The sequence below is a fragment of the Acinetobacter sp. YH12063 genome (assembly GCF_013419715.1).
In the GTDB taxonomy this organism is placed as follows: Bacteria; Pseudomonadota; Gammaproteobacteria; order Pseudomonadales; family Moraxellaceae; genus Acinetobacter; species Acinetobacter amyesii.
Genome location: NZ_VOZO01000015.1, coordinates 22036 through 48363, shown reverse-complemented (window position 1 = coordinate 48363; position 26328 = coordinate 22036). Strand labels below are relative to the sequence as shown.

Below are 26328 nucleotides of genomic sequence, written 5' to 3'. Positions count from 1 at the left end.
TTATTTTACCTTAAAAGCAAGTGGGGCTTGTGACGGCCCCAACTTTTTGTTTTATGCAACTTGGTTTTCAAATAAATGCAAGTTAGTTGCACTTAACCATACCGTTTGATTTGGGCGGAATTGATGCGCTTTCGCTTCATCAGCCGTTAATGAAATTTCGATCAGATTGCCTTGGCGGTCATGCAGTTCAGCAATGACTTTACCTGCAATCCAAAGCTCACGTACAAAAGTCGCTTGAATGGCATTTTCTTGCGGCTGTGCATGAATACGCAGTTCATCCGGACGTGCGAAGGCAATGACATTTCCTTGCGGCGCATTGGCGTTTTGTGGCAACAAAATTCGGTCTTCACCAATTTGAATGAGGCCATTGCTATTTTGACCTTCAAAACGGTTGGCTTGACCTAAAAAGTCAAATACAAACGGTGTTGCAGGTTTTTCATAAACTTCACGTGGCGAGCCAATCTGTTCTACGTTACCTTTGTTCATCACAATGATTTGATCGGCCACTTCAAGTGCTTCTTCTTGGTCATGGGTCACGAAAATAGAGGTGATGTGGAGTTCGTCATGCAGGGTGCGTAACCAGCGGCGTAATTCCTTACGAACTTTGGCATCCAATGCACCGAAAGGTTCATCCAGTAATAACACACGCGGTTCAACCGCTAAAGCACGTGCTAGGGCAATACGTTGGCGTTGACCACCTGAAAGTTGTGCAGGGTAACGGTCAGCCAAGAAACCAAGCTGAACAAGATCAAGCAAACGAGTAACCCGTTTTTTGATTTCCGCTTCTGATGGACGTGTTGCACGTGGGCGTACGCGTAAACCAAAAGCAATGTTGTCAAATACGGTCATGTGGCGGAACAGTGCATAATGCTGGAATACAAAACCAACTTCACGTTCACGGACATGAACTTTAGTGGCATCTTCACCTTCTAAAATCACTTGGCCGCCATCGGCAGATTCAAGACCTGCAATGATACGTAGCAGGGTAGTTTTACCACAGCCTGATGGACCAAGCAGCGCAACGAGCTGACCATCAGGGAAATCTAAAGAGATATTTTTAAGTGCATGGAATGCACCAAAGTGTTTTTCAATATTTTTTACTTGAATACTCATGAGGTCATTCCTTAAGAAACTTGTGAATCTTCTTTACGCTTGTCTTGTCGTTCCTGACGTAGTTCAACCCATGTTTTTAAAATCAGGGTGACAATCGCCAAGAGCGCTAATAGTGAAGACACAGCAAAAGCAGCACTAAAGGTATATTCGTTATAAAGGATTTCTACGTGTAGCGGTAAGGTGTTGGTTTCGCCACGAATGTGACCTGAAACCACAGAAACAGCACCAAACTCACCCATTGCACGTGCATTACATAGAATCACGCCGTAGATTAAGCCCCATTTGATATTTGGAAGTGTCACTTTCCAGAATGTCTGCCAACCTGAAGCACCCAAGACGATTGCCGCTTCTTCTTCCTCAGTCCCTTGAGCTTCCATTAATGGAATCAACTCACGTGCCACAAAAGGAACGGTAATAAACACAGTGGCAAGAACAATGGCTGGAACGGCATATAAAATTTTGATGTCGTTATCCATTAGCCAGCCGCCTAACCAACCTTGAGTACCAAAAATCAATACCAACATTAAGCCCGCAATGACTGGAGAGACTGAAAATGGCATATCAATAATCGTGGTTAAAATAGATTTACCACGGAAATTAAACTTGGCAACACACCATGCCGCAGCTACACCAAAGACCACGTTTAGCGGTACGGCAATCACAGCTGTCAGTAGCGTAAGTTTTACTGCTGATAATGTATCTGGATGTACCAGTGCTTGGAAGTAAACGCCAACACCTTGTTTAAAGGCTTCAACGAAAACCAAAACCAATGGCAGAATCAGGCAGCTTAAGAAGAAAATTAAAGCAATGATGATCAGGGTATAACGAACCCATGTCGGTTCACGCGTTGCATCACGCGACTGTAATTTTTCCGCAAGCGCATTACTGTTCGTATTCATCGTGCAGTTCTCCCTGTACGGCGACTTGCCCATGCTTGAACCAAGTTAATTAAGAATAAAATGGCAAAAGAAATCACCAGCATCACGACTGCAATCGTGGTCGCGCCTGCATAATCATATTCCTCAAGACGAGAGATGATCATCAATGGCGCAATTTCAGTTTTGAAGGGTTGGTTACCTGCGATAAAAATCACCGATCCATATTCACCCACACCGCGTGCAAAGGCCAAAGCAAAACCTGTTAACAGTGCAGGAAATAGAATAGGTAAGATCACTTTGGTCACGATCTGAAAGCGATTTGCACCCAGTGCAGAAGCTGCTTCTTCAAGTTCAGTTTCTAGGTCGCTCAGTACAGGCTGTACAGTACGAACCACAAAAGGAATACCAATAAAGATGAGAGCCAAGGTAATCCCGATTGGGGTATATGCGACTTTAATGCCAATGGGTTCAAGGTACTGACCGATCCAACCAGTCGGTGCATATAACGAAGTTAATGCAATACCCGCAACGGCAGTTGGCAATGCAAATGGTAAATCAACCAAAGCATCGACAATACGTTTACCCGGGAAGGTATAACGAACTAAACACCATGCTAAGAGCAAACCAAAAACCACATTGACTAACGCAGCAATAATGGCGGCACTAAAACTCAATTGTAATGATTTTAAAATCCGTTCTGAGCTTAAAATCTCCCATAGTCCGTCCCAACCGATACCTAAAGATTTAATAAATACGGCTGAAAGGGGAATGAGCACAATTAAGGATAAATACGCTAGGGTAAAGCCTAGAGAAAGACCAAATCCTGGCAGCACTCGGGATCGCTGCGACATGATGACTCCTCAAAATGAGAAAAGCTGACTTAAAAGGTCAGCAAAATTGAATAAATGATTTTGCGACAAGCTTAATGCTCAGTAGTTAAAAAGCAAATTGAAATAAATACTTGTTTTCATCAGTAAAGCTGATATGTTTCATGTGGTTTTCTGAAATTAAGTAATTGAAAATTTCAGGAAATGGTCCAAAACCTGATGCAACATTAATGTGACCCACAGCGCCCATATTTACAGGGTAGAGCTTCCAAGCATCTGCAAGTTGTTTTGCATCTTCAAAGCTAAGCCAAGGATCATTTTCACTAATCAACATCGTTGTTGGCACACGAATACTTAGCTGATGAAAAAATGCTTTGTAATCCGTTGTACTGTCGCGTGCAAAGCCGTTTTCTCCAAAGCGAGCTGGATTGGCTGGCGCAACCAAAACTAAATTTTTGATTTTTTTATTCAGTTCTGGATACAAGGCCAATGCTGCCACCGTGGTTAAACAACCAAAGCTATGCGCCACAATTTGAATTTCACCCTGTAAAGGTCGTACGGTTTGAACGAATTGTTTAATCCAGTCTTTTAGTACAGGATGATTCCAGTCTTTTTGCTGAACACGAGAGCTAGACATGAGCTGACGTTGTAACCAAGATTGCCAATGTGCGTGTTCACTACCGCCTACACCCGGGACAATTACTGTATGTGTCATGTCAAGTTCTCCTGATTCAGTCAATGAATGGTCTTATTTTCCATTGTTGGCTTTGACGATTTGGTCAAACACGCCGCCATTTTCAAAGTGTGCTTTTTGGACTTTATCCCAACCACCAAATTCTTTATCAATGGTTACGAGTTTAAGTGGCTTAAAGACTGATGCGTATTGTGCAAGCGTTGTAGCGTTACGTGGACGGTAAAAGTTCTGAGCTGCGATTTGCTGACCACGTGGTGAATAAAGGAAGTTTAAATAACCTTTGGCTAAATAAAGATTGCCTTTTTTCTCTGCATTTTTTTCTAAAACAGCAACAGGTGGCTCAGCTAAAATTGAAAGTGAAGGGGTCACAATTTCAAATTTACCCGGTTGTTCACGAATCGCTAAATGTGCTTCATTTTCCCAAGCCAGTAATACATCACCAATGCCACGTTCAGCAAAGGTCGTAGTCGAACCACGTGCGCCTGAATCGAGTACTTTGGTGTTTTTATAAATCTTACGGACAAATTCTTGAGCCGTTGTATCATTACCACCCGCTTGATGTTTTGCCCAAGCCCATGCTGCTAAATAGTTCCAACGCGCACCGCCTGAGGTTTTCGGGTTTGGGGTAATAATACCTACACCTGGTTTAACCAGATCGCCCCAATCTTTAATCGCTTTAGGGTTGCCTTTACGGACTAAGAACACAATGGTTGAGGTATATGGCGTTGAGTTTTGTGGAAGTTTCTTTTGCCAATCTGCAGGTAAAAGTTTGGCTTTTTCTGCAATCACATCAATATCCGCTGCCAGTGCTAAAGTCACCACGTCGGCATCTAAGCCATCAATGACTGCACGTGCTTGTTTGCCCGAACCACCGTGAGATTGTTTAAAATTAATTTTTTGACCTGTACGGCTTTCCCAATATTTACTGAAGTCTTTATTCACACTTTCATAGAGTTCACGCGTTGGGTCGTAAGATACGTTTAAAAAGTCTTTTGCAGCTGCACCAAAAGAAATCGTCGAGATGACGGCAGCAAGAACACCCAATTTTAATTTTGCGGAAATACTCATGTGAACCTCAATAATTTTTACTTTATCTGTAACATGGGGGAAGAATAGCGCCAATCTTTATGCATAAAAAATAATTAAAAACGAATTTTATATGAATAAAAAAGATAACAAGTGTGTCTACGAAAAAAAAGCATCGACCTTATGCGAAAGGAAGATGCTTTTCTGTATTTAAAGCATTATTTGGAATTATTGGTCTTCACGATTTGATCAAAGACGCCACCATTTTCAAAATGTTTTTTCTGTACTTTGCTCCAACCACCAAACTCTTTATCAATAGTCACTAATTTTAAAGGTTTAAAAACATTTTTATATTTTGCCAGTACCGCAGCATTACGTGGGCGATAATAGTTCTGTGCTGCAATGGTTTGACCTGCAGGTGAGTACAGATAATTTAAATATGCTTTGGCTAAATTTTCATTGCCATCCTTCTTGGCATTTTTTTCTACAATCGCAACAGGTGGCTCGGCCAAGATAGAAAGTGAAGGGGTCACAATCTCAAACTTACCCGGCTGTTCACGAACTGCCAGATGTGCTTCATTTTCCCAAGCCAATAACACGTCACCAATACCACGTTCAGCGAATGTAGTTGTTGCACCACGAGCACCTGAGTCGAGGACTTTGGTTTGCTTATAGATTTGGCGGACAAATTCTTGGGCTTTTGTATCATTACCACCTGCTTGGTGTTTGGCCCAAGCCCACGCAGCTAAATAGTTCCAACGCGCACCACCGGATGTTTTTGGGTTCGGGGTAATAATGTCGACACCCGGTTTAATTAAATCGCCCCAGTCCTTAATGCCTTTCGGGTTACCTTTATGCACTAGGAACACAATGGTCGATGTATAGGGCGTTGAGTTTTGCGGAAATTTCTTTTGCCAGTCTTTTGCAACTAAACCACGTGCAGCAATTTCATCAATATCTGCAGCCAAGGCCAAAGTGACGACATCAGCATCTAGACCATCAATAACAGCACGAGCCTGTTTGCCTGAGCCACCATGAGATTGTTTAAAGTTAATGTCTTGGCCTGTGGTTTTTTTCCAGTAAACGCTAAAGTCTTTATTGAAGTTGTCATACAATTCACGGGTTGGATCATATGACACATTTAAGAAATCTTTGGCAGATGCACTGAATGCTGTGGCAGAAATGAATGCAGCCAAAACCCCAAGTTTTAATTTAGATAGATTCATGTTGTCCTCAATTTTTATACATGTTTTGTTGGATGAGGCAAGAATATCTGTAGTTTTTATGCAGAAAAAATAATTAAAAAAGAATTTAATATGAACAAAAAAGAAATATATGCTGAACGATTATTTTTTAAAATAAAGTGATGTAATTGGGATGACGATGTATGCAGTGTTTTAAAAATGCGCAGCAAATAGAACAAGTTGATTTACTTGATCGAGCCTTTCACTATGGCGATGGCTGTTTTAGCACGGCACGTATTCGCCAAGGACAAATAGAACTTTTAGCTTTGCATATTGCACGATTAAAACTGAGTAATGAGCGATTAAAGCTAAATGCAGATTTAAGCCTCATTGAAGACACTCTAAAATTGTTACGTAAACAAGATGTCGTCAATGGCACTTTGAAAATCGTGTTGAGTCGTGGTATCGGTCAGCGTGGCTATAGTTTACCTGAGCATCCAGCAGATGTTTGGGTGTTTTATTACCCCAAAGCTGTTGCAGATTTTGAGTACGAAAATGTCGAAAGTGGTGTATTACATCAAGCCATTGGGTTAACCATGCCAAGTTTGGTGGGCTTGAAGTCCTTAAATCGATTAGAACAAGTCATGCTCAAAGCAGAGTTGGATCAAACCCCATGGGGGGAAGCTTTGGTGACGGATGTGCAAGGTACAGTTGTCGAAGGTGTGAGCAGTAATTGTTTTATTCGTACAAATGAAGGATGGATTACGCCCGAACTTCGTTATAATGGCGTGCATGGTGTCATGCGTGCAGAAATTTTAAAACGGATGCAGCAGCATCAGATTGCATGTACTCAACGTCACGTCAATATGGATGAAATTACGCATTTTCAGAGTGTTTTTTTCTGCAATGCTTTAAGTCCCATGAAAATTGCATCAACTCTGAATGGAGTTGAGTTAGATGTTCAAGCTTGTATTGAACTTTTCCGAACACTTCAATTAAGTCAGATTCGTTAATATGTCCACCGCGTCTAAAAAAACAAATAAGAAAAAATCTGCCAAAGCAGGTTTTCCATTTAAAGCATGTTTGGTTGTGCTACTTGGTATCGTTGTACTTGTGGCGATTTTACTGTGGTCGAGTTTATTTAAAGCCTATCCTGTGGAAGGCAAAAAGCAAATGTTGGCGATTGGTGCAGGGGATACCTATTCAGGTTTTATTGACCGACTTTCCAAAGAGAAACAAGTTCATTTTCCTATTATTTTAAAGTTGTACCAAAAGTTCATGATCAATGACACCCTGAAAGCTGGTGTGTATGAAATCCATGAAGGCATGAGCGTACGTGAAGTCATGAAACTGATTTCTAACTCTGAAAATGCGCAAATGAATCGAATTTTAGTGATCGAAGGGACGACATTTAAGCAACTGATAGACGCGTTAAAAAATGATCCTTTGGTGACGCATGACATCAGTCATTTACCGTATGCACAAATCTTAAAAGAACTCGGTATTCCGTATTCACACCCAGAAGGATTATTTGCACCAAATACGTATTTCTTTGCAAAAGGCGAATCTGATCGAAAAATTTTGAAGGATTTGTATAACCGACAAATCAAAGCCTTAGATCAGGCTTGGACTAATCGAGCTCAAAATTTACCGTATAAAGATAAATATGAAGCCCTGATTATGGCGTCGATTATTGAAAAAGAAACCAGTATTGATAGTGAGCTTGAACAAGTGTCTGGTGTATTTGTGCGTCGTCTCAAACAAGGGATGCGTTTGCAAACAGATCCAACTGTGATTTACGGTATGGGCGATAAGTACAACGGTAATATTACGCGTCAGGACTTACGTACACCAACAGCCTATAACACTTACACGATTAATGGTTTACCACCAACACCGATTGCTTTGCCGAGTCAAAAAGCAATTGAAGCCGCGATGCATCCTGATTCATCTAACAATATATATTTTGTTGCAACAGGAAATGGCGGCCATAAATTTAGCAGTAATTTGCAAGACCATAACCGCGCGGTACAAGAATATTTATCTGTAATTCGTGCGAAAAACTAAGGAGTGAGCATGTTTATTAGCTTTGAAGGCACGGAAGGTGTGGGTAAAACTACACTCATTCGTAAATTACATGAGCATTTCCAAAATTTGGGTAAAAATGTCGTACTTACACGTGAGCCGGGTGGTACACCTATGGCTGAACAAATTCGTGCATTACTTTTGGCCGTCAATCATGATGAAGCAATGAATGATGATACAGAGTTGTTACTTATGTATGCTGCACGCGCACAGCATTTGGCGCGCGTGATTTTACCTGCATTGGCAGAAGGTAAAATCGTTTTATGTGATCGTTTTGCCGATTCGAGTTTTGCTTATCAATGTGCAGGACGTGGTTTAGATCGTGACAAGCTCAATGTCTTAAATGCAAGTTTTGTTGCGCGTATACCGGATATTACTTTTTGGCTTGATGCACCGATTGAAACAGGAATGTTAAGAGCAAGAGAGCGTGGTGCTTTAGACCGTTTTGAACAAGAGAAAGCAACTTTCTTTGAGAAAGTAAGATCAGGTTTTGCTGAGATTCATCAAACGCACCCTGAACGAATGAAACGCCTTGACGCAACCCAAACACCTGAGCATGTTTTCCAACAGGCATTATCGCATCTACAGCAGATCTAAAATGCCATAGTATTTGTTAGGCAATTGATTTAAAAATCATCCATAGCAAAAGTTATGGATGATTTTTTATGCATGCTACAAAACAGGAGATTATCAATTTCCTTAAGACTGAATTTGCGCCAAGCTTAAAGCATTGCACTATCGTTGAAGTTGGTGAAAAGGCTGCCACTTTAATTTGGCATGTGACTGAAAAAGATTTGCGGCCTGGCAATACTGTTTCAGGCCCGACTATGATGACTTTGGCGGACTTTGCGCTATATGTGGCTATATTGGGGGAGATCGGGATTGTAGGACTGGCGGTCACGACCAATATGAATATTAATTTTTTAAGAAAACCAGAAGCCAATAAAGACTTAATAGGCGAGTGTCGATTGCTGAAAGTGGGCAAAAGTATAATTTATGGTGAGGTGTTGGTGTATTCAGCAGGTGTGGATGAGCCTGTTGCACATATAACAGGAAGCTATTCTATTCCACCGAAGCGATTATAAAGGCTCAATTGCATTTGCTGATTCAAATAAAAAGCCGAATGTACATTCGGCTTTTTATGGTTTTAAGGCATTTTAGATGTTTAAGAAACCAGTTCTGTATTCACCAATGGACATTCCACTTGGAAATTGGGTGGAGTCAGGACTGTTTTTCGTAATTCTGCTGCTTGCTCAGGATAGTCCAAAGTGAAATGCAATCCACGTGATTCTTTACGTTCCATTGCGCAGCGCACAATCATTTCTGAAACCAGCACTAAATTACGTAATTCAATCAGGTTTTTACTGACTTGATAGTCTTGGTAATACTCCGTGATTTCACGATTGAGCATTTCAATACGATGGAGCGCACGTTGAAGCCGCTTGGTTGTTCTGACAATACCCACGTAGTTCCACATGGTTTGGCGAAGCTCGTCCCAATTCTGCAAAATCACCACGTCTTCGTCAGGGTTGGTCACTTGCGAGTCATCCCATTCTGGGACATGAGGCGCCTGATAGGATCCCTGATGCTGTGCTGTGATATGTGCTGATGCACTCATGCCATAAACGAAACATTCCAGTAAGGAGTTACTCGCCATACGGTTTGCACCATGTAGACCAGTATAAGAGGTTTCCCCAATGGCATATAGGCCTGGAATATCGGTCTGACTATTTTCATCGACCACAACGCCGCCACAGGTGTAGTGAGCAGCAGGAACCACAGGAATCATTTCTTTGGTGATATCAATGCCAAGTTCCATTAAGCGTGCATACAATGTAGGAAAATGTTCTTTGACAAATTCTGCAGGTTTATGGGTGATATCAAGCCAAACATGACGTATGCCCAGACGTTTGATTTCATAATCAATAGCGCGCGCTACAATATCGCGTGGTGCTAATTCTGCACGCTCATCAAAGCGCAGCATAAAGCGTTCACCGTCAGGAAGACGTAAATAGGCACCTTCGCCACGCATCGCTTCGGTAATTAAAAAGGAGCGAGCTTGAGGATGGTACAAACAGGTTGGATGGAATTGGTTGAATTCCATATTGGCAACACGACAGCCTGCACGATAAGCCATGGCAATACCATCACCCGTCGCAATGTCGGGATTCGATGTATATAAATAAGCTTTCATTGCACCGCCACAGGCAAGGGCAGTAAATGGTGCTAAAAAGGTATGTACTTTTTCGGTTTTTTCATCTAATGCATAAAGGCCTAGAGCACGGCTTTCAGCTTCAGGATTTAACTTTTGTGCGGTAATTAGATCTATCGCGATATAGTTTTCAAAGATCTGAATATTTGATTTTTCTTGGGCGCGTTCTACCAATGTTGTGGAAATTGCACGTCCAGTTGCATCCGCTGCATGAATTATACGGCGCTGAGAGTGGCCACCTTCTCGGGTCAGATGTAGCTGTTCTTGTTCGTCTAAAGTAAATTGCACCCCTTGATTCAGTAGAAAATCGACAGAGGGCTTACCACCTTCAACGGTTTGTTTTACCGCCGCCATTTCACATAAATGTGCACCTGCAATCATGGTGTCATCGATATGTTGTTCAATGGAATCTGTTTTATCGAGGACGGCTGCCACGCCACCTTGGGCATAATATGTACTGGCATCCGTCAGCGTCGATTTAGCTAAAACAGCAATATTAAAATGATCTGGTAACGATAGGGCTAAACTTAGGCCTGCACCGCCACTTCCCACAATAATTACATCAAATTGATGTATCGTGTTTAAATTAGACATGTCCATCAGCTAATTTTAAAAAATGTCCGATCATCACAACTGTTTTTTCTTATAAACGCAATGACTATAAATTAACTAAATAATGAAAAATATTCATAGATCTGTAATATTTAAGGAATGTTTAAGATTGTTTATCATAAATAATCATCAAACATTTTATTACGAAGCTTAGACTTGCATTGTGATAAAAACTAACGTATTTCAAATGATAAGCACAATTGAGTGAATGCTAACAATGAATAAATCGTATTTACAAAAGGGACTCTATGCAGCTGTGTTTACGGTTGCTAGCGTGCAGACTCAGGCAGCGGGTCCTGTTGATTTTTCCAATTTGGTTGAACAAGTCAGCCCAGCTGTCGTAAGCGTGAATGTGGTTAAAAAGCTTAGTCAAGAAGAGCTTTTGCAGCAACAAGTCCCAGAAATATTACGACGCTTTTTCGGTAATCAGGTGGTTATTCCGCAGCAAAAAATGCCGCAAGAAAAGACCGGTTATGGAAGCGCATTCTTTATTAGTAAAGATGGTTATTTATTGACAAATCACCATGTGGTAGAAGATGCCTCGAAAGTCACCATCGTACTGAATGACCGCCGTGAAATTGATGCCACAGTTGTGGGTAGTGATGAGCGGACTGACGTGGCTTTGTTAAAGGTCAAAGGTTCAAATTTTCCTGAGCTACGCACAGGCAATGTTGACCGTTTACGTGTAGGTGAGCCAGTGTTGGCCATTGGTTCACCATTTGGCTTTGACTATTCAGCTTCGGCAGGAATCGTTAGTGCTAAAATGCGTAATATGATGGGAGAAACCTCGGTTCCATTCATTCAAACCGACGTGGCATTGAACCCGGGTAATTCTGGTGGTCCATTATTTAATCAGTCTGGTGAAGTGGTCGGGGTAAATTCTCGTATCTTTAGTGGTACAGGCGGTTATATGGGGTTATCGTTCTCGATTCCCATTGATGTTGCAATGGATGTTGCAGACCAATTAAAGAAAAACGGCAAGGTAACACGTGCTTATTTAGGCGTCATGCTACAAGATATCGATCGTAATCTTGCAGAGTCTTATAACCTTTCAAAACCAGAAGGTTCTTTGATTACTCAAGTTGCACCAAATTCACCTGCTGCAAAAGCTGGCTTTAAAGTGGGTGATGTCATTTTGAAATTTAATGGCACACCAATTTCACGTACAGGCGAACTGCTGAATTATCTTAATCGTACAGGTCCAAATCAAAGTATTCAGCTTGAAGTACTGCGTGATGATAAACGCCAAAACATTTCAGCAACCTTGATCACTGCACCAGATGATACGCCTGCAAAAGCTGAAATTGCACCTGTGAAAAAAGGCCCGGTGATTGGGGTGTCAATTCGTAATTTAACTGCAGATGAATTAAAGCAACTGAGTGTGAAAGGTGGTGTATTAATTCAAGATGTACGAGCTAGTGGTATTGCTGCACAAGCGCGAATTCAGCCGGGTGACGTTGTGACTCAAGTTAATAATAAAGCTGTGAATAATGCAGAAGATTTTGTGAAAGTTATTTCAGAATTGAAAAATGGCAGCATTGCACGTGTTTCTTTGATTCGTCAGGGGCAACGTGCGATTGTGGGCATGCGCATTCAATAATGATTTGCTGAATGAAAACCACTCCAAGCGAGTGGTTTTTTAACTTTAGCGTTTTTGCAATTCACCCTTAGATAAAAATGGGTAGACTGTGGGCCACAATTTAAAATTTGCAGGACGCTATGAGCGATATCTTTGATTTAAAAATTACAGTTCAAGCTGAACATATCGACACATTAAATCATGTGAATAACGTGGTGTACGTCAGTTGGATGCAAGATGTCGCGACAGCACATATTGAAGCTTTGGGTTTAGGCTTAAAAGAATATATTGAATTGAAGCATGCCATGGTCGCTGTTGAGCATCATGTGCAATATCGTAAAGCAGCGCTCGAAGGTGAGGAGATTATTTTACGAACTTGGCTAAATGATATCAATGCATTGTATTCGTTTCGGCAGTATGTATTTTATCGCCCTAAAGACAAAGCGATATTATTTACAGGCAATACACAGTGGGCATGCATTGAAATTGCTACAGGCCGTCCAAAGCGCATGTCGCCAACATTTACCCAAGCTTATCAACCCATCGTAGATAGCATAAATCCGCTTGATTTTAGTGCTTATGATTTCTGATTTTTAATTGAAACCTCATATTAAAGCGAAGACTAGTTAAGTTCTACACGCAGGATAAGTGCTTAGCATAAAAGCAATGCATTATTTTCGATACTTTGAAAAATCCATCTGCTATAATCCTCGGCAATTTCTATTCGGCTTTTGCTATGCATAAAGAATTGCATGCATAGCGCTTTTATTTTTCCAAGGTAGCCCATGGCGCAAGCTAAAAAATCTGTTGATATAAAAAACATTCGTAACTTCTCGATCATTGCGCATATCGACCATGGTAAGTCGACGCTTGCCGACCGATTTATTCAAACTTGTGGTGGTTTGCAAGATCGTGAAATGCAGGCGCAGGTTCTAGATTCTATGGAATTGGAACGTGAGCGTGGTATTACGATTAAAGCTGCGTCAGTGACTTTGTATTACACCCATCCTAATGGTGAAGAATACCAACTCAACTTCATTGACACACCGGGGCACGTTGACTTTTCTTATGAAGTTTCACGTTCATTGGCTGCGTGTGAAGGTGCACTATTGGTTGTCGATGCTGCACAAGGGGTAGAAGCACAATCTGTAGCGAATTGCTATACCGCAATTGAACAAGGTTTAGAAGTCCTACCTGTTTTAAATAAAATTGATTTGCCGCAAGCAGAGCCAGAGCGTGTTATTCAAGAAATTGAAGACATTATTGGTATCGAAGCGACTGAAGCACCTACATGTTCAGCTAAAACCGGTCTAGGCATTGAAGGGGTGCTTGAAACACTGGTAAATGTTATTCCTGCACCCGAAGGCGATCGTAATGCACCATTACAAGCCTTAATTGTTGACTCTTGGTTCGACAACTATTTGGGCGTGGTTTCTTTAGTTCGTATTAAAGAAGGTCGTGTGCGTAAAGGCGATAAAATGTTGATGAAATCAACAGGTCAAACGCACATCATTACTTCAGTAGGTATTTTTAATCCTAAACATACAGAAACTGACATGCTCGAAGCAGGTGAAGTTGGTTTCGTGATCGCGGGTATTAAAGATATTTTTGGTGCTCCAGTTGGTGATACGATTACCTTGGCAACTACACCAGAAGTTGAAAGCTTACCGGGTTTCAAAAAAGTGAAACCACAGGTCTATGCAGGTTTATTCCCAATCGATTCAAGTGAATTTGAACCGTTCCGTGAGGCGCTGCACAAACTGCAAATTAATGACTCAGCGTTGTTCTTTGAACCTGAAAGTTCAGATGCACTTGGTTTTGGCTTCCGTTGTGGCTTCTTGGGTATGCTGCACATGGAAATTGTACAAGAACGTTTAGAACGTGAGTATGATCTGGACCTGATTTCTTCAGCACCAACCGTAATTTATGAAGCGGTGATGAAAAATGGTCAAACCATTTATATCGATAGTCCTTCTAAAATGCCGGATGGTTCAACAGTTGAAGACTTACGTGAGCCAATTGCTGAATGTCACATTTTAGTACCGCAAGAATACTTGGGTAATGTGATGACTTTATGTGTTGAACGTCGCGGCGTTCAAAAGAATATGAAGTTCATGGCGAACCAAGTGGCCATTACGTTTGAAATCCCAATGGCTGAAGTGGTAATGGATTTCTTTGATAAGTTGAAATCATGTTCACGTGGCTTTGCATCGCTTGACTATAGCTTTGTCCGTTTTGAGAGTTCATCTTTGGTTAAGGTGGATGTGCTAATTAATGGTGAGAAGGTTGATGCCTTGGCCATGATTTGTCACCGCCAAGATGCTCGTCACCGTGGTATTGCTTTAGTTGAAAAAATGAAAGACTTGATTCCACGTCAAATGTTTGATGTGGCTATTCAAGCAGCAATTGGCGCGCAAATCATTGCGCGTTCAACTGTAAAAGCGATGCGTAAAAACGTTTTGGCTAAATGTTATGGTGGTGACGTGTCGCGTAAGAAGAAACTTCTTGCGAAACAAAAAGAAGGTAAGAAACGTATGAAACAAGTGGGCAGCGTCGAAATCCCACAAGAAGCGTTCCTTGCGGTATTGAAAGTAGAAAGATAATAAATAGAGGTTTATGAGCTCATGGATTTTGACTTTAATTTGATCCTTGTTCCTGCCACAGTCATTTTTTTCTTAATTTGGCTGTTGGATAAGTTTGTCTGGAAACAACGACAGACCAAAGGTAAAGGGAATGAAAATGTCGTTATCGCATGGGCTTATGACTTTTGGCCGATTCTAGCGATAGTTTTGGTAATGCGTTCATTCTTATATGAGCCATTTAATATTCCATCAGACTCTATGGTTCCAACTTTAGAGACAGGTGATTTTATTGTGGTGAATAAATATCAGTATGGCGTACGATTACCTATTATTAATAAAAAAATTATTGATGTTGGTGAGCCTGAACGTGGAGATGTCATTGTATTCCGTTATCCACCACAACCAACCATTAGCTATATTAAACGTGTGGTTGGTTTACCAGGGGATCATATTATTTATGATCATGGTCAACTGAGTGTGAATGGTCAGAAAGTGGCAAAAGTTCCTGTGGAATTTAGCCGTGAAAAAGATCAACTCGACACACCTACATCGATTTATCATAAAGAAACCATGGGTAAGCATACGTTTACCATGCGTGAGCTTGAAGGTGTCAATGTTGCGCGCCAAGCGCCATTTATCAACTATGTTGAAAATGGTAAATATTCAACAGAAAATGGTTTATATTGGGAAGTTAAGGTTCCTAAAGGTCACTATTTCGCGATGGGGGATAATCGTGATCAAAGTGCGGACAGTCGTTTTTGGGGCTTTGTGCCTGAAGAAAACCTCACTGGACGTGCTTTTTACAAGTGGATGCATAAGGAACCTGGTTTAAAACTGCCTTCATTTAGTCGTAATGGCAGTATTGATTAGTCTTACATCAGGAAAATAAAATGAGACATCAACGGGGAACGTCTTATATTGCAATTTTAATTGCTATTATTGGTTTTGCTTTTTTAGCTAAAGCATTAATTGCGGTTTGGGGACCGTATGTTGACGACCGTCTCGTCAACAATGAAATTGAAGATTTGATGAAGAGCAGTCCTAAAAATATTGCTCCTAGTAAGTTTGAGTCACAAATGTCACAACGCTTAGATATGAATGGTGTGCGTGATTTAAACTTTAAAGATATTGCTCAAGTCACTAATGTAGACGGTCTACAAGTGAAAACAGATTATGAAATAAGAAAGCCTTTCTTATTGAATATTGATATTGTGTTGAAGTTCGAGAAAAGTTTTGATCAAAGCTCAGTCCAAGCTAAATGAAGCTCGTTTAGCAAGTCGTATCGGTTATCAGTTTAAACAACCTGAATTGTTACAACTGGCCTTGACCCACCGATCGGTGAGCCATAAATACAATTATGAACGCCTAGAATATCTGGGCGATTCATTATTGGGTATGATAATTGCCAATTATCTATACCATGCCTACCCGCATGAAAATGAAGGGCGTCTAACGCGTATGCGTGCGACACTGGTTCGTCAGGAAGCGTTAGGTAAAATTGCCAATGACTTAAAACTCAGTCAAGAATTAATCTTGAGTACAGGTGAGTTGAAATCTGGCGGTCATCATCGCGAGTCTATACTGGCGGATACTGTTGAATCGATCATTGGAGCAATCTATGTCGATTGTCAGGATTTAAAAATTCTGGAACCGATTGTTCTTAAATGGTATGTGCCATATTTAGATCATATTGAACCGACCGATCAACTGAAAGACCCTAAATCACGTTTACAAGAGTATTTACAAGCACGTAAAAAACCTCTCCCGGTTTACGAGGTTGTAGATATTCAGGGTGATGCTCCAAACCAACATTTTAAAGTTGAATGTACGGTAGAAGGGCTACCTGTTAAATACGGTGAAGGTTCAAGCCGTCGCTTTGCTGAACAGGCAGTAGCGGCAGAAATCTTAGAAATTTTGGAGAAAAAGTCTTAATGACTACTCATTCCGATCACGTAGATGCTGATCACGAGTCGCAAGGCGACAGTAACGATTTAATTAGTCAGTTTTTTAGTGCACAAGGTACTGAAATTCCTGCCGATTTTAAAAGTGGTTTTGTGGCGATTGTCGGTCGTCCAAACGTGGGTAAATCAACGTTAATGAACCATATTTTGGGTCAAAAACTTTCAATTACGTCACGTAAACCACAAACGACGCGTCATAAAATTGTGGGTATTGACTCACGCGAAAAGTCTCAGGCAGTATTCGTGGATACGCCAGGGATGCACAAAAAAGAAGTCCGTGCCATCAATAAAATGATGAACCGTGCGGCACATTCTGCACTTCGTGATGTGAACTTAGTTTTGTTTGTGATTGATGCAGACAAATGGACACAGAATGATGATTTAGTATTAGAAAAACTAAAAAATGCTGATATGCCGGTTATTCTTGTGATCAATAAAATTGATACGTTAGAAAACAAAAACCATGCATTACCCTTGATACAAGAGCGTGCAAAATTGATGAATTTTGCAGAAATTGTTCCTGTGTCAGCGTTGCGTGGTGCAAATTTAGATCATTTGCGCAGTACGATTGAGAAATATCTGCCATTCCAACCACCATTGTATTCACTTGAGCAATTGACCGATCGTTCAGAGCGCTTCCTTGCGTCTGAAATTATCCGTGAAAAAATCATGCGTCAATTGGGTGAAGAGCTGCCTTATGATTTAACGGTTCAAATTGAGTCGTTTAAAACAGAAGAAGCAACGGTTAATCCAAAAACGGGTCGTCCTAAAGCGGCGTGTACCTATATTGATGCGACGATTTTTGTCGATCGTTCTGGCCAAAAAGCCATTGTGATTGGTGAAAAAGGTGCCAAACTGAAGAAAATCGGTATGGATGCACGTGTGGATATGGAAAAAATGTTCGAGCAAAAAATCATGCTGACACTTTGGGTGAAAGTCAAAGGTGGTTGGTCTGATGATGAGCGTGCATTGAAAAGCCTGGGTTATAGCGATATTTAATTGCTGGACATTTAAAACTTTGAGGGAAGAGTAATGATGAGAGTATTAGCTGTAGTTGCATGTGTTTTGTTTCTACAAGGGTGTATTCATAAAATCGTTACTGTTCCTGTCAAAGTGGCTTATAAAACCACAAAAGGCGTGGTTAAAGGTACTGCTGCAGTTGTGGGTGCAGTCATTCCAGATGGGGATGAAGATGAAGACGACAAGAAAAAGAAAGACAAGGATTAATATTTCAAATCATGCGTAATAAGATACTGCATGGTTATTTAATTCACCATCGTAAATATCGTGAAAAAAGTCATATTGTGCACTTGTTTACTCAGGAGCATGGTCGAATTGATGGTATTCTCAGGCAAACGCCACCTCCCCAGTATCAACCAATTTGCTTGCAAGCATCTGGTAAGTCCGAACTTAAAAACTTTAGTAAACTCGAAATTGTAAATCAACCGATTTTCTTTTTTGGTGATGCTTTTTTTTCAGGATTTTATCTAAATGAAGTCTTATTGAGGCTATGTCCGTTAGAGGTTGAGATGCCTGAGACATTTGCTCAATATGCACACACCTTGGAACAACTTCAATGCATGTCTGTCCAGGCCAACCCTGATCTATTCTTACGGCAAATCCTTAGACAATTTGAGCATGTGCTGCTTGAAGAGTTGGGTTTTGCGTTGGATTTTTCAACTGATGCAAATCAACAGCAAATTCAGCCTCATGAAAATTATCAATTTCATTTAAACGAAGGTTTTCAACCTGTCATTAAAGCCTCACGCGCAACATTGTCAGGTCAACATATTTTAAGTATGTGTGATTATGAAAAAGGTGGGGAATTTAATCCTGAACAGTTACAATTACTGTCTAAGTTGTACCGACAAATGATTACTTCCTTGCTTGGCGATCGTCCATTAAAAAGTCGTCAATTGTGGATACAGAATTCTCAAACTCAACGTCATTAGGAAAGAATTATGGCAGCTTTGCTTGGTGTAAATATTGACCATGTGGCAACACTACGAAATGCACGTGGGACAACTTATCCAGATCCTGTGAATGCCGCAATTATTTGTGAGCAAGCGGGGGCGGAAGGGATTACGCTGCATTTACGTGAAGATCGTCGCCATATTAAAGATGATGATGTACGTCGTATGCGTTCTGTATTAAAAACCCATATGAATCTTGAAATGGCAGTGACCAATGAAATGGTTGAATTTGCCAAAGAGATTCAGCCGCATCATGTATGCTTTGTTCCTGAAAAGCGTGAAGAAGTCACGACTGAAGGCGGTCTAGATGTGGTTGGGCATTTTGAAGATGTAAAAAACGCGACTCAAGCACTTGCGGCGATTGGTTGCGAAGTTTCATTATTTATTGATGCTGACTTTGCTCAAATTGATGCAGCGATTGCCTGTGGTGCGCCTACGATTGAGTTGCATACAGGTGCATATGCAGATGCTGAAACACCTGAGGCGCAGAAAGCAGAGCTGGAACGTATTATTCAAGGTGCTGAATATGCGGCATCTAAAGGATTGATTGTGAATGCTGGTCATGGCTTAAATATTGACAATGTCACTCCGATTGCGCGCATTGCTCAAATTCATGAATTGAATATTGGTCACTCGATTATTGCTGATGCAGTGTTTATTGGATTGGCACAGTCTGTAAAACAAATGAAAGCTGCGATTAAATCTGCACGTTAATTTTTAAGTAAAGTATATGTCAAATATTGATTATGATGCCCTAATGAAGCCAGTCATTGGCTTCTTGGGGTGTGAAACACCAAAAGCATGGCTAGATGAAGCTTTAAATAATTTGGATATCCTGATGCAGGATCATGCCAATTGTGAAAAGAAAGCAGCAAGTACAGCAATGAATTTGATGTTTCGTTATAGTTTTTTCTCGGATTTACAAATCAAACTGGCACAGCTAGTACGTGAAGAAATGCTGCACTATGAACAAGTGCTGGAACTGATGGCAAAACGTGGTCAGGAATGGACTGCGATCAGTGCTGGTCGGTATGCAGGTGGTCTACGCAAAGAAGTGCGGACTTATGAGCCAGAAGCGTTAATTGATATCTTAGTGATCGGCGCATTCGTTGAAGCACGGTCATGCGAGCGTTTCTATGCGCTTGCACCACATGTGGATGAAGAGTTGGGGCGGTACTACCGCTATTTGCTAAAGTCTGAATCACGCCATTATGAGGACTATTTAGCATTGGCCATGGACGTAGCGACGACCAATAAGCTGAAGAACCCAAAAGAAGATATTCAGATGCGTATTGAGCATATTCGCGCAGTTGAAAAAAATCTGATTAGCAGTCCAGATGAGTTATTCCGCTTTCATAGCGGTGTGCCAGTCAAAGCAGCTTGATAAAATAATCCTCCAGAATGGGGGATTTTTTATGCACTTAAAAAACGATAATAAGAATTATTTACAATTGTCTTGGGTGAATCTAAAATGAAACGATCTCTATGAATAAAGCAATTTAAGCTCACTTATTCAATATGAAATTACAATTCACTTTACTCTGTTTGGCTTTGTGTACGGTTGGTCAGGCTCAAGCGCATTATCCTTATGTGGCGCCATTAAACTATCAAACATTTAATAATCACAGTGCCATACTTTCTGGTTTTTATGACAATCCGTTTGTCTCTGAAATTGCAATTAAAAATTTTAATTTCCATGTACATACACCATCAGGTGACAAACTACATTTAGCGGATGCCGATTGGGCAAAAACTCAAACAGTCAGCAGTTATAGTTTAGAGAATAAGCAAGATGGCACGTATCGTATTCGTGGTGAAAAGCAGGGAAGTACAGCGCGTTATGCTTACGATCAAAAGCAGTGGAAAGCGTTAATCAATGGTGTGCGTGATCCTCAAAAAACTGCGAATGCAAATGTCATTTATACAGCCGAGTTGACTAAAAAGTCGCAAATCAAAAGTATTCAAACGCAGGAAATCATTGAAACTTTTGTATCACGCCGTGCAACCTCTACACATGTGGTGAATCATTTACATGATGGCTTTGATGTGCAATTTAAAACCCATCCGAATGCCATTAAGCAAAATGAGCCTGTGCAACTGAAAGTGCTAGATCAGAAAAAAGCGGTTGCGGGTTTACAGGTTGAAATTTTGCAGCAAACAACGGATTACAGCCGTGAAGGAAAAGTTTATAAAACGCTTAAAACTGATCAAGATGGAAACTTAAATTTAAACCTAGCAGATCGTGGTCAGTATTTACTGAAAATTGACTATCAACAGCCTTTTGAAATGAAGGGAGACGCATTAAAACGATATAAATATACCTTGAGTTTTAATGTGATCTGAGGTGATAAAAAGAGAAAAAGCTCTGCGATTTGCAGAGCTTTTTTATGAAAATGATTTAGCTATCTTTAGGTTCAAGATAAAACATCGATAAACCTATCAATAAAATTAAACTGGTTTGAGTGAAAAAGTGTTTATTAAAACCACCATAATATTGCTGCGAATAGCCTGCAATCAGTAAATAACCCGTTAAATAGAGCAATCGATAATATCGGCTCTCAAAACAATAACAGATACTTGCAAAACATAAAATCAGGCAACCAATGACCATATAGTGGATATACCAAATGATGGTGTTGATAGCAAATAAAAGTGCTGCAAGTGCGCCGATAGATAAATTACGCAGGCTTTCAAACCCTTGAAAAATGTGCATCAAAGCTAAAATGAAGAGTGGTAATAGAGCAAGTGCATATTTTATTTTCATACTGTTTTGCGTCATGAGCATAAAATTTTGCTGTTTCTCAACAATGGGGCTAGTACTGATGCTTAGCCTAAGCCATTGAAGGGTTAAGTGTTCAGGGGTGTTGGCTTTAACTAAAAATTTGAGAGTGGCTTGTGGTGGGATAATATAATTTTCTTGGAATTCATGGCCATAAAACATCCATGACTTATTGGTCTCTAGTGTGTGATATTGCGTATTTTTTTGAGTTGAGATGTTAAAAAGTTGTCCAGTTGCATTTAACCCAGCTTTCATACATGGTGTTTCTTTCTCGTGAACAATACATAACGGCAGTACCGAAATTTCAAGATCTTTTCGAGTTTGTTGCTGACCTGCAAAATCGATATGAACATATAACTGATCAGATTGGTTTTGCAGCGTAATCGGTGTGCTTGACCAATATTGTCCTTCTGTCATCTCATTCAATACAGATTCAGATATTTCGCGAATAATATTGTGATTTTGAATCTGCTGAGGTGGAACCAACCATTGTAGCTTGCTGTCAAGAAGGGTGTTCGATTCACTATTATATAAATTGGGTGGTGTTTTGAAATGTTGCTCAATTTCACTTTTGGGTGTGCAGCTCACCAAATAAATTGCAAATGGGCTGATAAAAATTAAAAGAAAAATGAATGCAGTGAGATAGTGTTTTAAGGCAGTTTTATTTGATTCAGCATCAACTTGAATGAACATTTTTTTATTTTAATGACAATGACTTATAGATTATATGTAAATCATAGGCATTAAAAAAGCCCATTTAAATAAATGGGCTTTAGAATTTGGCTCTCCAACCTGGGCTCGAACCAGGGACCTGCGGATTAACAGTCCGTCGCTCTACCGACTGAGCTATTGGAGAATCTGAATGCGATTATAAGCAGATTTTGAAGAGGGTCAAGCTAAAAATACCAATATGAGGAGAAATGCGTGATAGATGTTTTTTATTTGAACAAAAAGAAGGATTTTTTAGAAAAAATGAATCTTAGGCTTGCAAAGAAAAAATTCAATTGATAGTCTGAATGCAACAACAGAGCGTTTAAACATATGTTTAAACAGTGTGGATTTAAACCCAACTTGCCAGCACTAAAATGGCTAAACAGGAGAAAGCGAATGAATACGCTGACTATTTCTCAGATTTTTTCAAATTTTTCTTTTTACCAAGAAAACTATCTTTCCATTATTAGTAATCAAGAGCAATATCAAACACCTGTCGAAGGTGCATACGTTGACGTTTGGCCTTTGGGTCGACGTGACTTGGCATTGGGTGATTTATTACAACTGTGGTTTAGTGAAAAATGGTTGATCAATGTACCATGTCATTTACGTTTTGAACATAAAGATGATGGTCGTCGTGTGCCTTTAAAACGCAAGCAAGATTTGTATTTATACCAATTGGCAGGTAATGCATTATCAGGCTCAAATTGTTCTAAAGTATGGTCTATCTCAGAACAACGGGAACTTCGTGTTGAGTTAGATAGTGCTTTAAAATATTACTGCTTTCAAAAGGGCAGTAATCGCATTGATCTAAGCGAAGGCCAATTAATTCGTGCCTTACATTCAGCAATTTAAGTTTGAATCATCATCTGCTCGCATTGAATTGCGAGCAGAAAAATAAAATATTAAGGACGTATAATCATGCAGGTTGCAGTTGCATGTGCATAAAGTTTGCCATTGTCATCAATAATTTTCCCTTCAGAAATCCCTAAATTTGTACTGATATTAATGACTGTTCCTATCGCTGTAAGTTCAACATCCTTTGGGATTGGGCGACACATTTTTATATTTAAGTCGATGGTGCCATAACCTACACCTGCCTCTAATAACGTGTGAATGGCACAACCTGTCACAGAGTCGAGTACAGTAGCAGCAAAGCCACCATGCACGCCGCCTAGCGGATTTAAGTGTCGTGCATCTGCTTTAGCCTTAAAGCTAATACTGCCCTTAGATACTTCATAAGGCAATAGTTTCGCTAATACTTGCAGGAGGAATTTGGCCTTGCATCATTGCCTTTAAAATTTCTAGTCCAGTCATTTCTTTAATGTTCATTGGTATATCTCTGGATAGGTTAGTTTTGTGGTTGTTTTGGGTTCTAAAAAGGAACTTATTTGAATAACATAGCTGAAAACGTAAAAAGAATGCAAACCAAAGATTTGAATATGAAGGTTAGTTTTAGGTTTTATCGTTTGGTTTTTTAATATTTAAGTTGATTTGAAGGAAGTCAAATGGGCTGGATGAGCTTTGTTATTTAGTTTGAACCGCGAAAAAAATTGATCAAAAGCGTGTAGAAGTGAAGCGTATTTATTTATTCTTTTGATGAGTATAAAAAACCCGCGATATGCGCGGGTTTTTTTAATCTAGCTTTATAAAAGCAGATTATTTTTCAGCAGCAATTGAAGCAATCGCAGCATCTACGCCTTCGATTGAATCAGCAGCTTTCTTAATACGTGCAAGCGCATCTACAAGTACTTCGTCTGCAGTTGCATAAGAAATACGCATGTAGCCACCAAGACCGAACGCATCGCCAGGAACTACTGCAACACCAGTTTCTTCCAACAACCATGCAGAAAATTCTGTGCAAGATTTTAAACCTTTGGCACGAATTAAAGGACGGATGTTTGCGTATGCATAGAATGCACCGTCAGCAGGAAGGCAAGTAATACCGTTGATGTCGTTCAAGCCTTTCACAACTAGGTCGTGACGGCGTTTGAATGCTTCAATCATTGGCTCAAGAACGTCTTGAGGGCCATTCAATGCAGCTTCAGCAGCAACTTGTGAAATAGAAGTTGGGTTTGAAGTTGATTGAGATTGGATTTTTTTCATCGCACCGATCAGTTTAGCAGGGCCCGCTGCGTAGCCAATACGCCAGCCAGTCATTGCATAAGCTTTAGATACACCGTTAAGAACGATTACACGGTCGTAAAGGTCTGGTGCAACTGTTGCGATGTTGTAGAATTCGTCGTCCCAACGGATTGGTTCGTACATATCATCAGAAGCAACTAAAACTTCTGGGTATTTACGTAGTACGTCAGCTAAAGCAAGCAATTCTTCTTTAGTGTAGATCATACCTGTTGGGTTAGAAGGGCTGTTTAGAACCACTAAACGAGTTTTGTCAGTGATTGCAGCTTCTAATTGAGCAGGCGTAATTTTGAAACGTTGGTCTTCACCACATTTCACGATTACAGGAGTACCTTCAGCAATGATCACCATGTCTGGGTAGCTTACCCAGTAAGGAGCAGGGATAATTACTTCGTCACCTTTGTTTAACAAAGCAAGTGCCAAGTTAAAGAAAGATTGTTTACCACCACAAGAAACCAAGATTTGGTTTGCAGCGTAATCAAGGTTATTGTCGCGTTTTAATTTAGCAATAATTGCTTTTTTAAGACCTGGAGTACCGTCAACAGCTGTATATTTAGTGAAGCCATTGTTGATAGCAGCAATTGCAGCATCTTTGATGTGTTGTGGGGTATCGAAATCCGGTTCACCTGCGCCTAAACCAATTACGTTTTTACCAGCAGCCTTCAATTCAGCAGCTTTGTTAGTAACAGCAAGTGTAGGGGACGGTTTGATGCTATTTACACGATCAGACAGACGTACGTCCACGGCAGTATTCCTTCTTATAGGGATTAAAAAATAAAAAGCACACTATCTTAGCTTAAATGCACAGTAATGGGGAGTGGCAAAATCAACAATGTGCAAAAAAGTGTGATATTCCATCCTAACCCTATAATTAAGAAAATTTACATTGAGTTACTTAAATTTTTAATCAAATTTTATGGCAAATTCTTAAAGTCACGGACAAAAATAGGGCATAAAAAAGGCCACAACATGTGTGACCATTTTTAATAAAATTTTGTGCTTCAAATACTTTGCTTATTGAACAAAACGCGATAAATCTTCTTCAGGGCGAGCAGTTAGCACTTCTACACCATTTTTTGTTACAAGTAGCGTGTGTTCGTACTGTGCAGACAAGCTATGATCTTTAGTCACGACAGTCCATTTATCGCCAAGAAGTTTGGTTTTCCAGTCGCCACCATTCACCATTGGTTCAATCGTGAATGTCATGCCTTCTTCTAAGATCATGCCTGTATTTGGTTGACCGTAGTGTAAAACTTGTGGTTCGTCATGGAAAACGGTACCAATACCATGACCACAATATTCACGTACAACACCAAAACGTTCTGATTCAACATATTGTTGAATAGCATGGCCGATATCACCCATGGTTGCGCCTGGTTTTACCACCGCCATACCACGGTACATGGCTTCTTGAGCAACTTTACATAAACGGTTCGCTAAAATAGATGTTTCACCGCCTACGATATACATCATGTTGGTATCACCGTGGTAACCATCTTTAATCACAGTGACATCGATGTTTAAGATGTCACCTTTTTTTAACTTTTTGCTTTCAGATGGAATACCGTGACACACCACATGGTTCACTGAAGTACAGATCACGTGCTGGAACGCTGGACGACCCGGCGCAGCACCATAACCTAAACAAGCAGGAATAGCTTCTTGTTTGTTGACAATATAGTCATGACAAATCGTATCAAGTTCTAGGGTAGTCACACCTGGAACAATATGCGGTTTGATCATATCCAAAACTTCTGCCGCCAGTCGACCCGCGACGCGCATTTTTTCAATTTCGTCAGGCGTTTTAATTAATCGACGTGGAGCTTCGTAAGTACTGTTCATGATCTCTAAAAACTTTTGGAAATTTGTATGTGACTATGGTATAAATAGCCGCCCATTTTATCAAATGCTTTTTCGTGAATATCTTTCACGAGCTTTGTGCGATGGGGCAATAAAATCCGCACATATAT

27 protein-coding genes, 1 tRNA gene and 1 pseudogene are annotated in these 26328 nt (G+C 40.3%); 17 read left to right on the top strand and 12 right to left on the bottom strand.

Annotated features, from left to right (window positions below; all coding sequences use genetic code 11):
- Positions 1–51: 51 nt before the first annotated feature.
- The 6 genes from FTU12_RS14635 to FTU12_RS14610 all read right to left on the bottom strand — a co-directional run bounded on the left by FTU12_RS14635 (position 52) and on the right by FTU12_RS14610 (position 5764).
- Positions 52–1113, bottom strand: a complete 1062-nt coding sequence (locus FTU12_RS14635; RefSeq protein ID WP_078190344.1) for a sulfate/molybdate ABC transporter ATP-binding protein — start codon at positions 1111–1113, stop codon at positions 52–54.
- Positions 1114–1124: 11 nt separating this feature from the next.
- On the bottom strand, positions 1125–2012 hold the full coding sequence (gene cysW, locus FTU12_RS14630; protein ID WP_078190343.1) for a sulfate ABC transporter permease subunit CysW: 888 nt from the start codon (positions 2010–2012) through the stop codon (positions 1125–1127).
- Positions 2009–2842, bottom strand: coding sequence for a sulfate ABC transporter permease subunit CysT (gene cysT / locus FTU12_RS14625; RefSeq protein WP_078190342.1), 834 nt, complete (start codon positions 2840–2842; stop codon positions 2009–2011). Before cysT ends, cysW begins: the two co-directional genes overlap by 4 nt.
- Positions 2843–2927: 85 nt before the next feature.
- A complete protein-coding gene (locus tag FTU12_RS14620) occupies positions 2928–3533 on the bottom strand; it encodes an alpha/beta hydrolase (protein WP_180114785.1) in 606 nt (201 codons plus the stop codon).
- A gap of 33 nt (positions 3534–3566) precedes the next feature.
- Positions 3567–4580 (bottom strand): sulfate ABC transporter substrate-binding protein, encoded by a 1014-nt coding sequence (locus FTU12_RS14615; protein WP_168378040.1) that lies wholly within the window; start codon positions 4578–4580, stop codon positions 3567–3569.
- Positions 4581–4756: 176 nt separating this feature from the next.
- Positions 4757–5764 (bottom strand): sulfate ABC transporter substrate-binding protein, encoded by a 1008-nt coding sequence (locus FTU12_RS14610; protein ID WP_180048714.1) that lies wholly within the window; start codon positions 5762–5764, stop codon positions 4757–4759.
- 161 nt (positions 5765–5925) lie between these two features.
- On the opposite strand from FTU12_RS14610, the gene pabC reads away from it, so the two are divergent.
- The 4 genes from pabC to FTU12_RS14590 all read left to right on the top strand — a co-directional run bounded on the left by pabC (position 5926) and on the right by FTU12_RS14590 (position 8892).
- A complete protein-coding gene (gene pabC / locus FTU12_RS14605) occupies positions 5926–6735 on the top strand; it encodes an aminodeoxychorismate lyase (RefSeq protein ID WP_180040132.1) in 810 nt (269 codons plus the stop codon).
- A 1-nt stretch (position 6736) separates the two neighbouring features.
- Positions 6737–7789, top strand: coding sequence for an endolytic transglycosylase MltG (gene mltG / locus FTU12_RS14600; RefSeq protein WP_180059227.1), 1053 nt, complete (start codon positions 6737–6739; stop codon positions 7787–7789).
- Between the two features lie 9 nt (positions 7790–7798).
- Entirely contained in the window at positions 7799–8404 is a 606-nt protein-coding gene (tmk, locus tag FTU12_RS14595) for a dTMP kinase (RefSeq protein WP_180114783.1), read from the top strand.
- A 68-nt stretch (positions 8405–8472) separates the two neighbouring features.
- A complete protein-coding gene (locus FTU12_RS14590) occupies positions 8473–8892 on the top strand; it encodes a PaaI family thioesterase (protein ID WP_180114781.1) in 420 nt (139 codons plus the stop codon).
- An 80-nt stretch (positions 8893–8972) separates the two neighbouring features.
- Here the strand turns inward: FTU12_RS14590 and nadB are convergent, their stop codons facing one another.
- Positions 8973–10619, bottom strand: a complete 1647-nt coding sequence (gene nadB / locus FTU12_RS14585) for an L-aspartate oxidase (RefSeq protein WP_180114779.1) — start codon at positions 10617–10619, stop codon at positions 8973–8975.
- A gap of 229 nt (positions 10620–10848) precedes the next feature.
- Between nadB and FTU12_RS14580 the strand changes: the two genes are divergently transcribed.
- The 12 genes from FTU12_RS14580 (at position 10849) to FTU12_RS14525 (ending at position 21069) form a co-directional block, all read left to right on the top strand.
- Positions 10849–12231, top strand: a complete 1383-nt coding sequence (locus FTU12_RS14580) for a Do family serine endopeptidase (protein WP_180114777.1) — start codon at positions 10849–10851, stop codon at positions 12229–12231.
- Between the two features lie 119 nt (positions 12232–12350).
- Complete coding sequence (locus tag FTU12_RS14575) at positions 12351–12800, top strand: thioesterase family protein (protein ID WP_180048708.1); 450 nt, start codon at positions 12351–12353, stop codon at positions 12798–12800.
- A gap of 195 nt (positions 12801–12995) precedes the next feature.
- The gene (gene lepA / locus FTU12_RS14570; RefSeq protein WP_168378033.1) at positions 12996–14813 is read left to right on the top strand and encodes a translation elongation factor 4; all 1818 of its coding nucleotides are present in this window, start codon (positions 12996–12998) and stop codon (positions 14811–14813) included.
- Between the two features lie 21 nt (positions 14814–14834).
- On the top strand, positions 14835–15662 hold the full coding sequence (lepB, locus tag FTU12_RS14565) for a signal peptidase I (protein ID WP_180109508.1): 828 nt from the start codon (positions 14835–14837) through the stop codon (positions 15660–15662).
- 20 nt (positions 15663–15682) lie between these two features.
- Positions 15683–16054, top strand: coding sequence for a DUF4845 domain-containing protein (locus FTU12_RS14560; protein ID WP_180007637.1), 372 nt, complete (start codon positions 15683–15685; stop codon positions 16052–16054).
- Positions 16026–16724: a ribonuclease III gene (rnc, locus tag FTU12_RS14555; RefSeq protein ID WP_111883979.1), complete on the top strand. Its 699-nt coding sequence runs from the start codon at positions 16026–16028 to the stop codon at positions 16722–16724. Before FTU12_RS14560 ends, rnc begins: the two co-directional genes overlap by 29 nt.
- Positions 16724–17752, top strand: a complete 1029-nt coding sequence (gene era, locus FTU12_RS14550; protein ID WP_067765139.1) for a GTPase Era — start codon at positions 16724–16726, stop codon at positions 17750–17752. Before rnc ends, era begins: the two co-directional genes overlap by 1 nt.
- 33 nt (positions 17753–17785) lie before the next feature.
- Positions 17786–17980 (top strand): NF038104 family lipoprotein, encoded by a 195-nt coding sequence (locus FTU12_RS14545; protein WP_180114775.1) that lies wholly within the window; start codon positions 17786–17788, stop codon positions 17978–17980.
- An 8-nt stretch (positions 17981–17988) separates the two neighbouring features.
- Positions 17989–18705 (top strand): DNA repair protein RecO, encoded by a 717-nt coding sequence (gene recO / locus FTU12_RS14540; protein WP_180114798.1) that lies wholly within the window; start codon positions 17989–17991, stop codon positions 18703–18705.
- A 9-nt stretch (positions 18706–18714) separates the two neighbouring features.
- A complete protein-coding gene (pdxJ, locus tag FTU12_RS14535) occupies positions 18715–19440 on the top strand; it encodes a pyridoxine 5'-phosphate synthase (RefSeq protein WP_180114773.1) in 726 nt (241 codons plus the stop codon).
- 16 nt (positions 19441–19456) lie between these two features.
- Positions 19457–20110, top strand: a complete 654-nt coding sequence (locus tag FTU12_RS14530; RefSeq protein WP_180114771.1) for a tRNA-(ms[2]io[6]A)-hydroxylase — start codon at positions 19457–19459, stop codon at positions 20108–20110.
- Positions 20111–20244: 134 nt separating this feature from the next.
- Positions 20245–21069 (top strand): DUF4198 domain-containing protein, encoded by an 825-nt coding sequence (locus tag FTU12_RS14525; RefSeq protein ID WP_180114769.1) that lies wholly within the window; start codon positions 20245–20247, stop codon positions 21067–21069.
- Positions 21070–21124: 55 nt separating this feature from the next.
- On the opposite strand, the gene FTU12_RS14520 is transcribed toward FTU12_RS14525, so the two are convergent.
- Together FTU12_RS14520 and FTU12_RS14515 are read right to left on the bottom strand one after the other, a co-directional pair.
- Positions 21125–22198 carry a hypothetical protein gene (locus FTU12_RS14520; protein ID WP_180114767.1) on the bottom strand — a complete coding sequence of 358 codons (1074 nt, stop codon included), beginning with the start codon at positions 22196–22198 and terminating at the stop codon, positions 21125–21127.
- A gap of 87 nt (positions 22199–22285) precedes the next feature.
- Positions 22286–22361 (bottom strand) — tRNA-Asn (locus FTU12_RS14515).
- A 251-nt stretch (positions 22362–22612) separates the two neighbouring features.
- Between FTU12_RS14515 and FTU12_RS14510 the strand changes: the two genes are divergently transcribed.
- Positions 22613–23071, top strand: coding sequence for a hypothetical protein (locus FTU12_RS14510; RefSeq protein ID WP_180109504.1), 459 nt, complete (start codon positions 22613–22615; stop codon positions 23069–23071).
- A gap of 50 nt (positions 23072–23121) precedes the next feature.
- On the opposite strand, the pseudogene FTU12_RS14505 reads toward FTU12_RS14510, so the two are convergent.
- The 3 genes and pseudogenes from FTU12_RS14505 to map form a co-directional block, all read right to left on the bottom strand.
- Positions 23122–23548 (bottom strand): annotated as a pseudogene (locus tag FTU12_RS14505) (PaaI family thioesterase).
- Positions 23549–23875: 327 nt separating this feature from the next.
- Positions 23876–25102 (bottom strand): pyridoxal phosphate-dependent aminotransferase, encoded by a 1227-nt coding sequence (locus tag FTU12_RS14500; RefSeq protein ID WP_111883988.1) that lies wholly within the window; start codon positions 25100–25102, stop codon positions 23876–23878.
- Positions 25103–25372: 270 nt separating this feature from the next.
- Entirely contained in the window at positions 25373–26200 is an 828-nt protein-coding gene (gene map, locus FTU12_RS14495; protein ID WP_078191991.1) for a type I methionyl aminopeptidase, read from the bottom strand.
- Between the last annotated feature and the right edge of the window lie 128 nt (positions 26201–26328).

Bases quoted from the DNA above. Each gene is read 5' to 3' on its own strand.
- FTU12_RS14620 (WP_180114785.1), bottom strand. From the start codon at position 3,533: ATGACACATACAGTAATTGTCCCGGGTGTAGGCGGTAGTGAACACGCA.
- FTU12_RS14545 (WP_180114775.1), top strand. From the start codon at position 17,786: ATGATGAGAGTATTAGCTGTAGTTGCATGTGTTTTGTTTCTACAAGGG.
- tmk (WP_180114783.1), top strand. From the start codon at position 7,799: ATGTTTATTAGCTTTGAAGGCACGGAAGGTGTGGGTAAAACTACACTC.
- FTU12_RS14520 (WP_180114767.1), bottom strand. From the start codon at position 22,198: ATGTTCATTCAAGTTGATGCTGAATCAAATAAAACTGCCTTAAAACAC.
- FTU12_RS14560 (WP_180007637.1), top strand. From the start codon at position 15,683: ATGAGACATCAACGGGGAACGTCTTATATTGCAATTTTAATTGCTATT.
- FTU12_RS14590 (WP_180114781.1), top strand. From the start codon at position 8,473: ATGCATGCTACAAAACAGGAGATTATCAATTTCCTTAAGACTGAATTT.
- map (WP_078191991.1), bottom strand. From the start codon at position 26,200: ATGAACAGTACTTACGAAGCTCCACGTCGATTAATTAAAACGCCTGAC.
- FTU12_RS14575 (WP_180048708.1), top strand. From the start codon at position 12,351: ATGAGCGATATCTTTGATTTAAAAATTACAGTTCAAGCTGAACATATC.
- cysW (WP_078190343.1), bottom strand. From the start codon at position 2,012: ATGAATACGAACAGTAATGCGCTTGCGGAAAAATTACAGTCGCGTGAT.
- FTU12_RS14615 (WP_168378040.1), bottom strand. From the start codon at position 4,580: ATGAGTATTTCCGCAAAATTAAAATTGGGTGTTCTTGCTGCCGTCATC.
- FTU12_RS14610 (WP_180048714.1), bottom strand. From the start codon at position 5,764: ATGAATCTATCTAAATTAAAACTTGGGGTTTTGGCTGCATTCATTTCT.
- FTU12_RS14525 (WP_180114769.1), top strand. From the start codon at position 20,245: ATGAAATTACAATTCACTTTACTCTGTTTGGCTTTGTGTACGGTTGGT.
- FTU12_RS14580 (WP_180114777.1), top strand. From the start codon at position 10,849: ATGAATAAATCGTATTTACAAAAGGGACTCTATGCAGCTGTGTTTACG.
- cysT (WP_078190342.1), bottom strand. From the start codon at position 2,842: ATGTCGCAGCGATCCCGAGTGCTGCCAGGATTTGGTCTTTCTCTAGGC.
- FTU12_RS14635 (WP_078190344.1), bottom strand. From the start codon at position 1,113: ATGAGTATTCAAGTAAAAAATATTGAAAAACACTTTGGTGCATTCCAT.
- FTU12_RS14510 (WP_180109504.1), top strand. From the start codon at position 22,613: ATGAATACGCTGACTATTTCTCAGATTTTTTCAAATTTTTCTTTTTAC.
- lepA (WP_168378033.1), top strand. From the start codon at position 12,996: ATGGCGCAAGCTAAAAAATCTGTTGATATAAAAAACATTCGTAACTTC.
- mltG (WP_180059227.1), top strand. From the start codon at position 6,737: ATGTCCACCGCGTCTAAAAAAACAAATAAGAAAAAATCTGCCAAAGCA.
- lepB (WP_180109508.1), top strand. From the start codon at position 14,835: ATGGATTTTGACTTTAATTTGATCCTTGTTCCTGCCACAGTCATTTTT.
- FTU12_RS14530 (WP_180114771.1), top strand. From the start codon at position 19,457: ATGTCAAATATTGATTATGATGCCCTAATGAAGCCAGTCATTGGCTTC.
- pdxJ (WP_180114773.1), top strand. From the start codon at position 18,715: ATGGCAGCTTTGCTTGGTGTAAATATTGACCATGTGGCAACACTACGA.
- era (WP_067765139.1), top strand. From the start codon at position 16,724: ATGACTACTCATTCCGATCACGTAGATGCTGATCACGAGTCGCAAGGC.
- nadB (WP_180114779.1), bottom strand. From the start codon at position 10,619: ATGGACATGTCTAATTTAAACACGATACATCAATTTGATGTAATTATT.
- pabC (WP_180040132.1), top strand. From the start codon at position 5,926: ATGCAGTGTTTTAAAAATGCGCAGCAAATAGAACAAGTTGATTTACTT.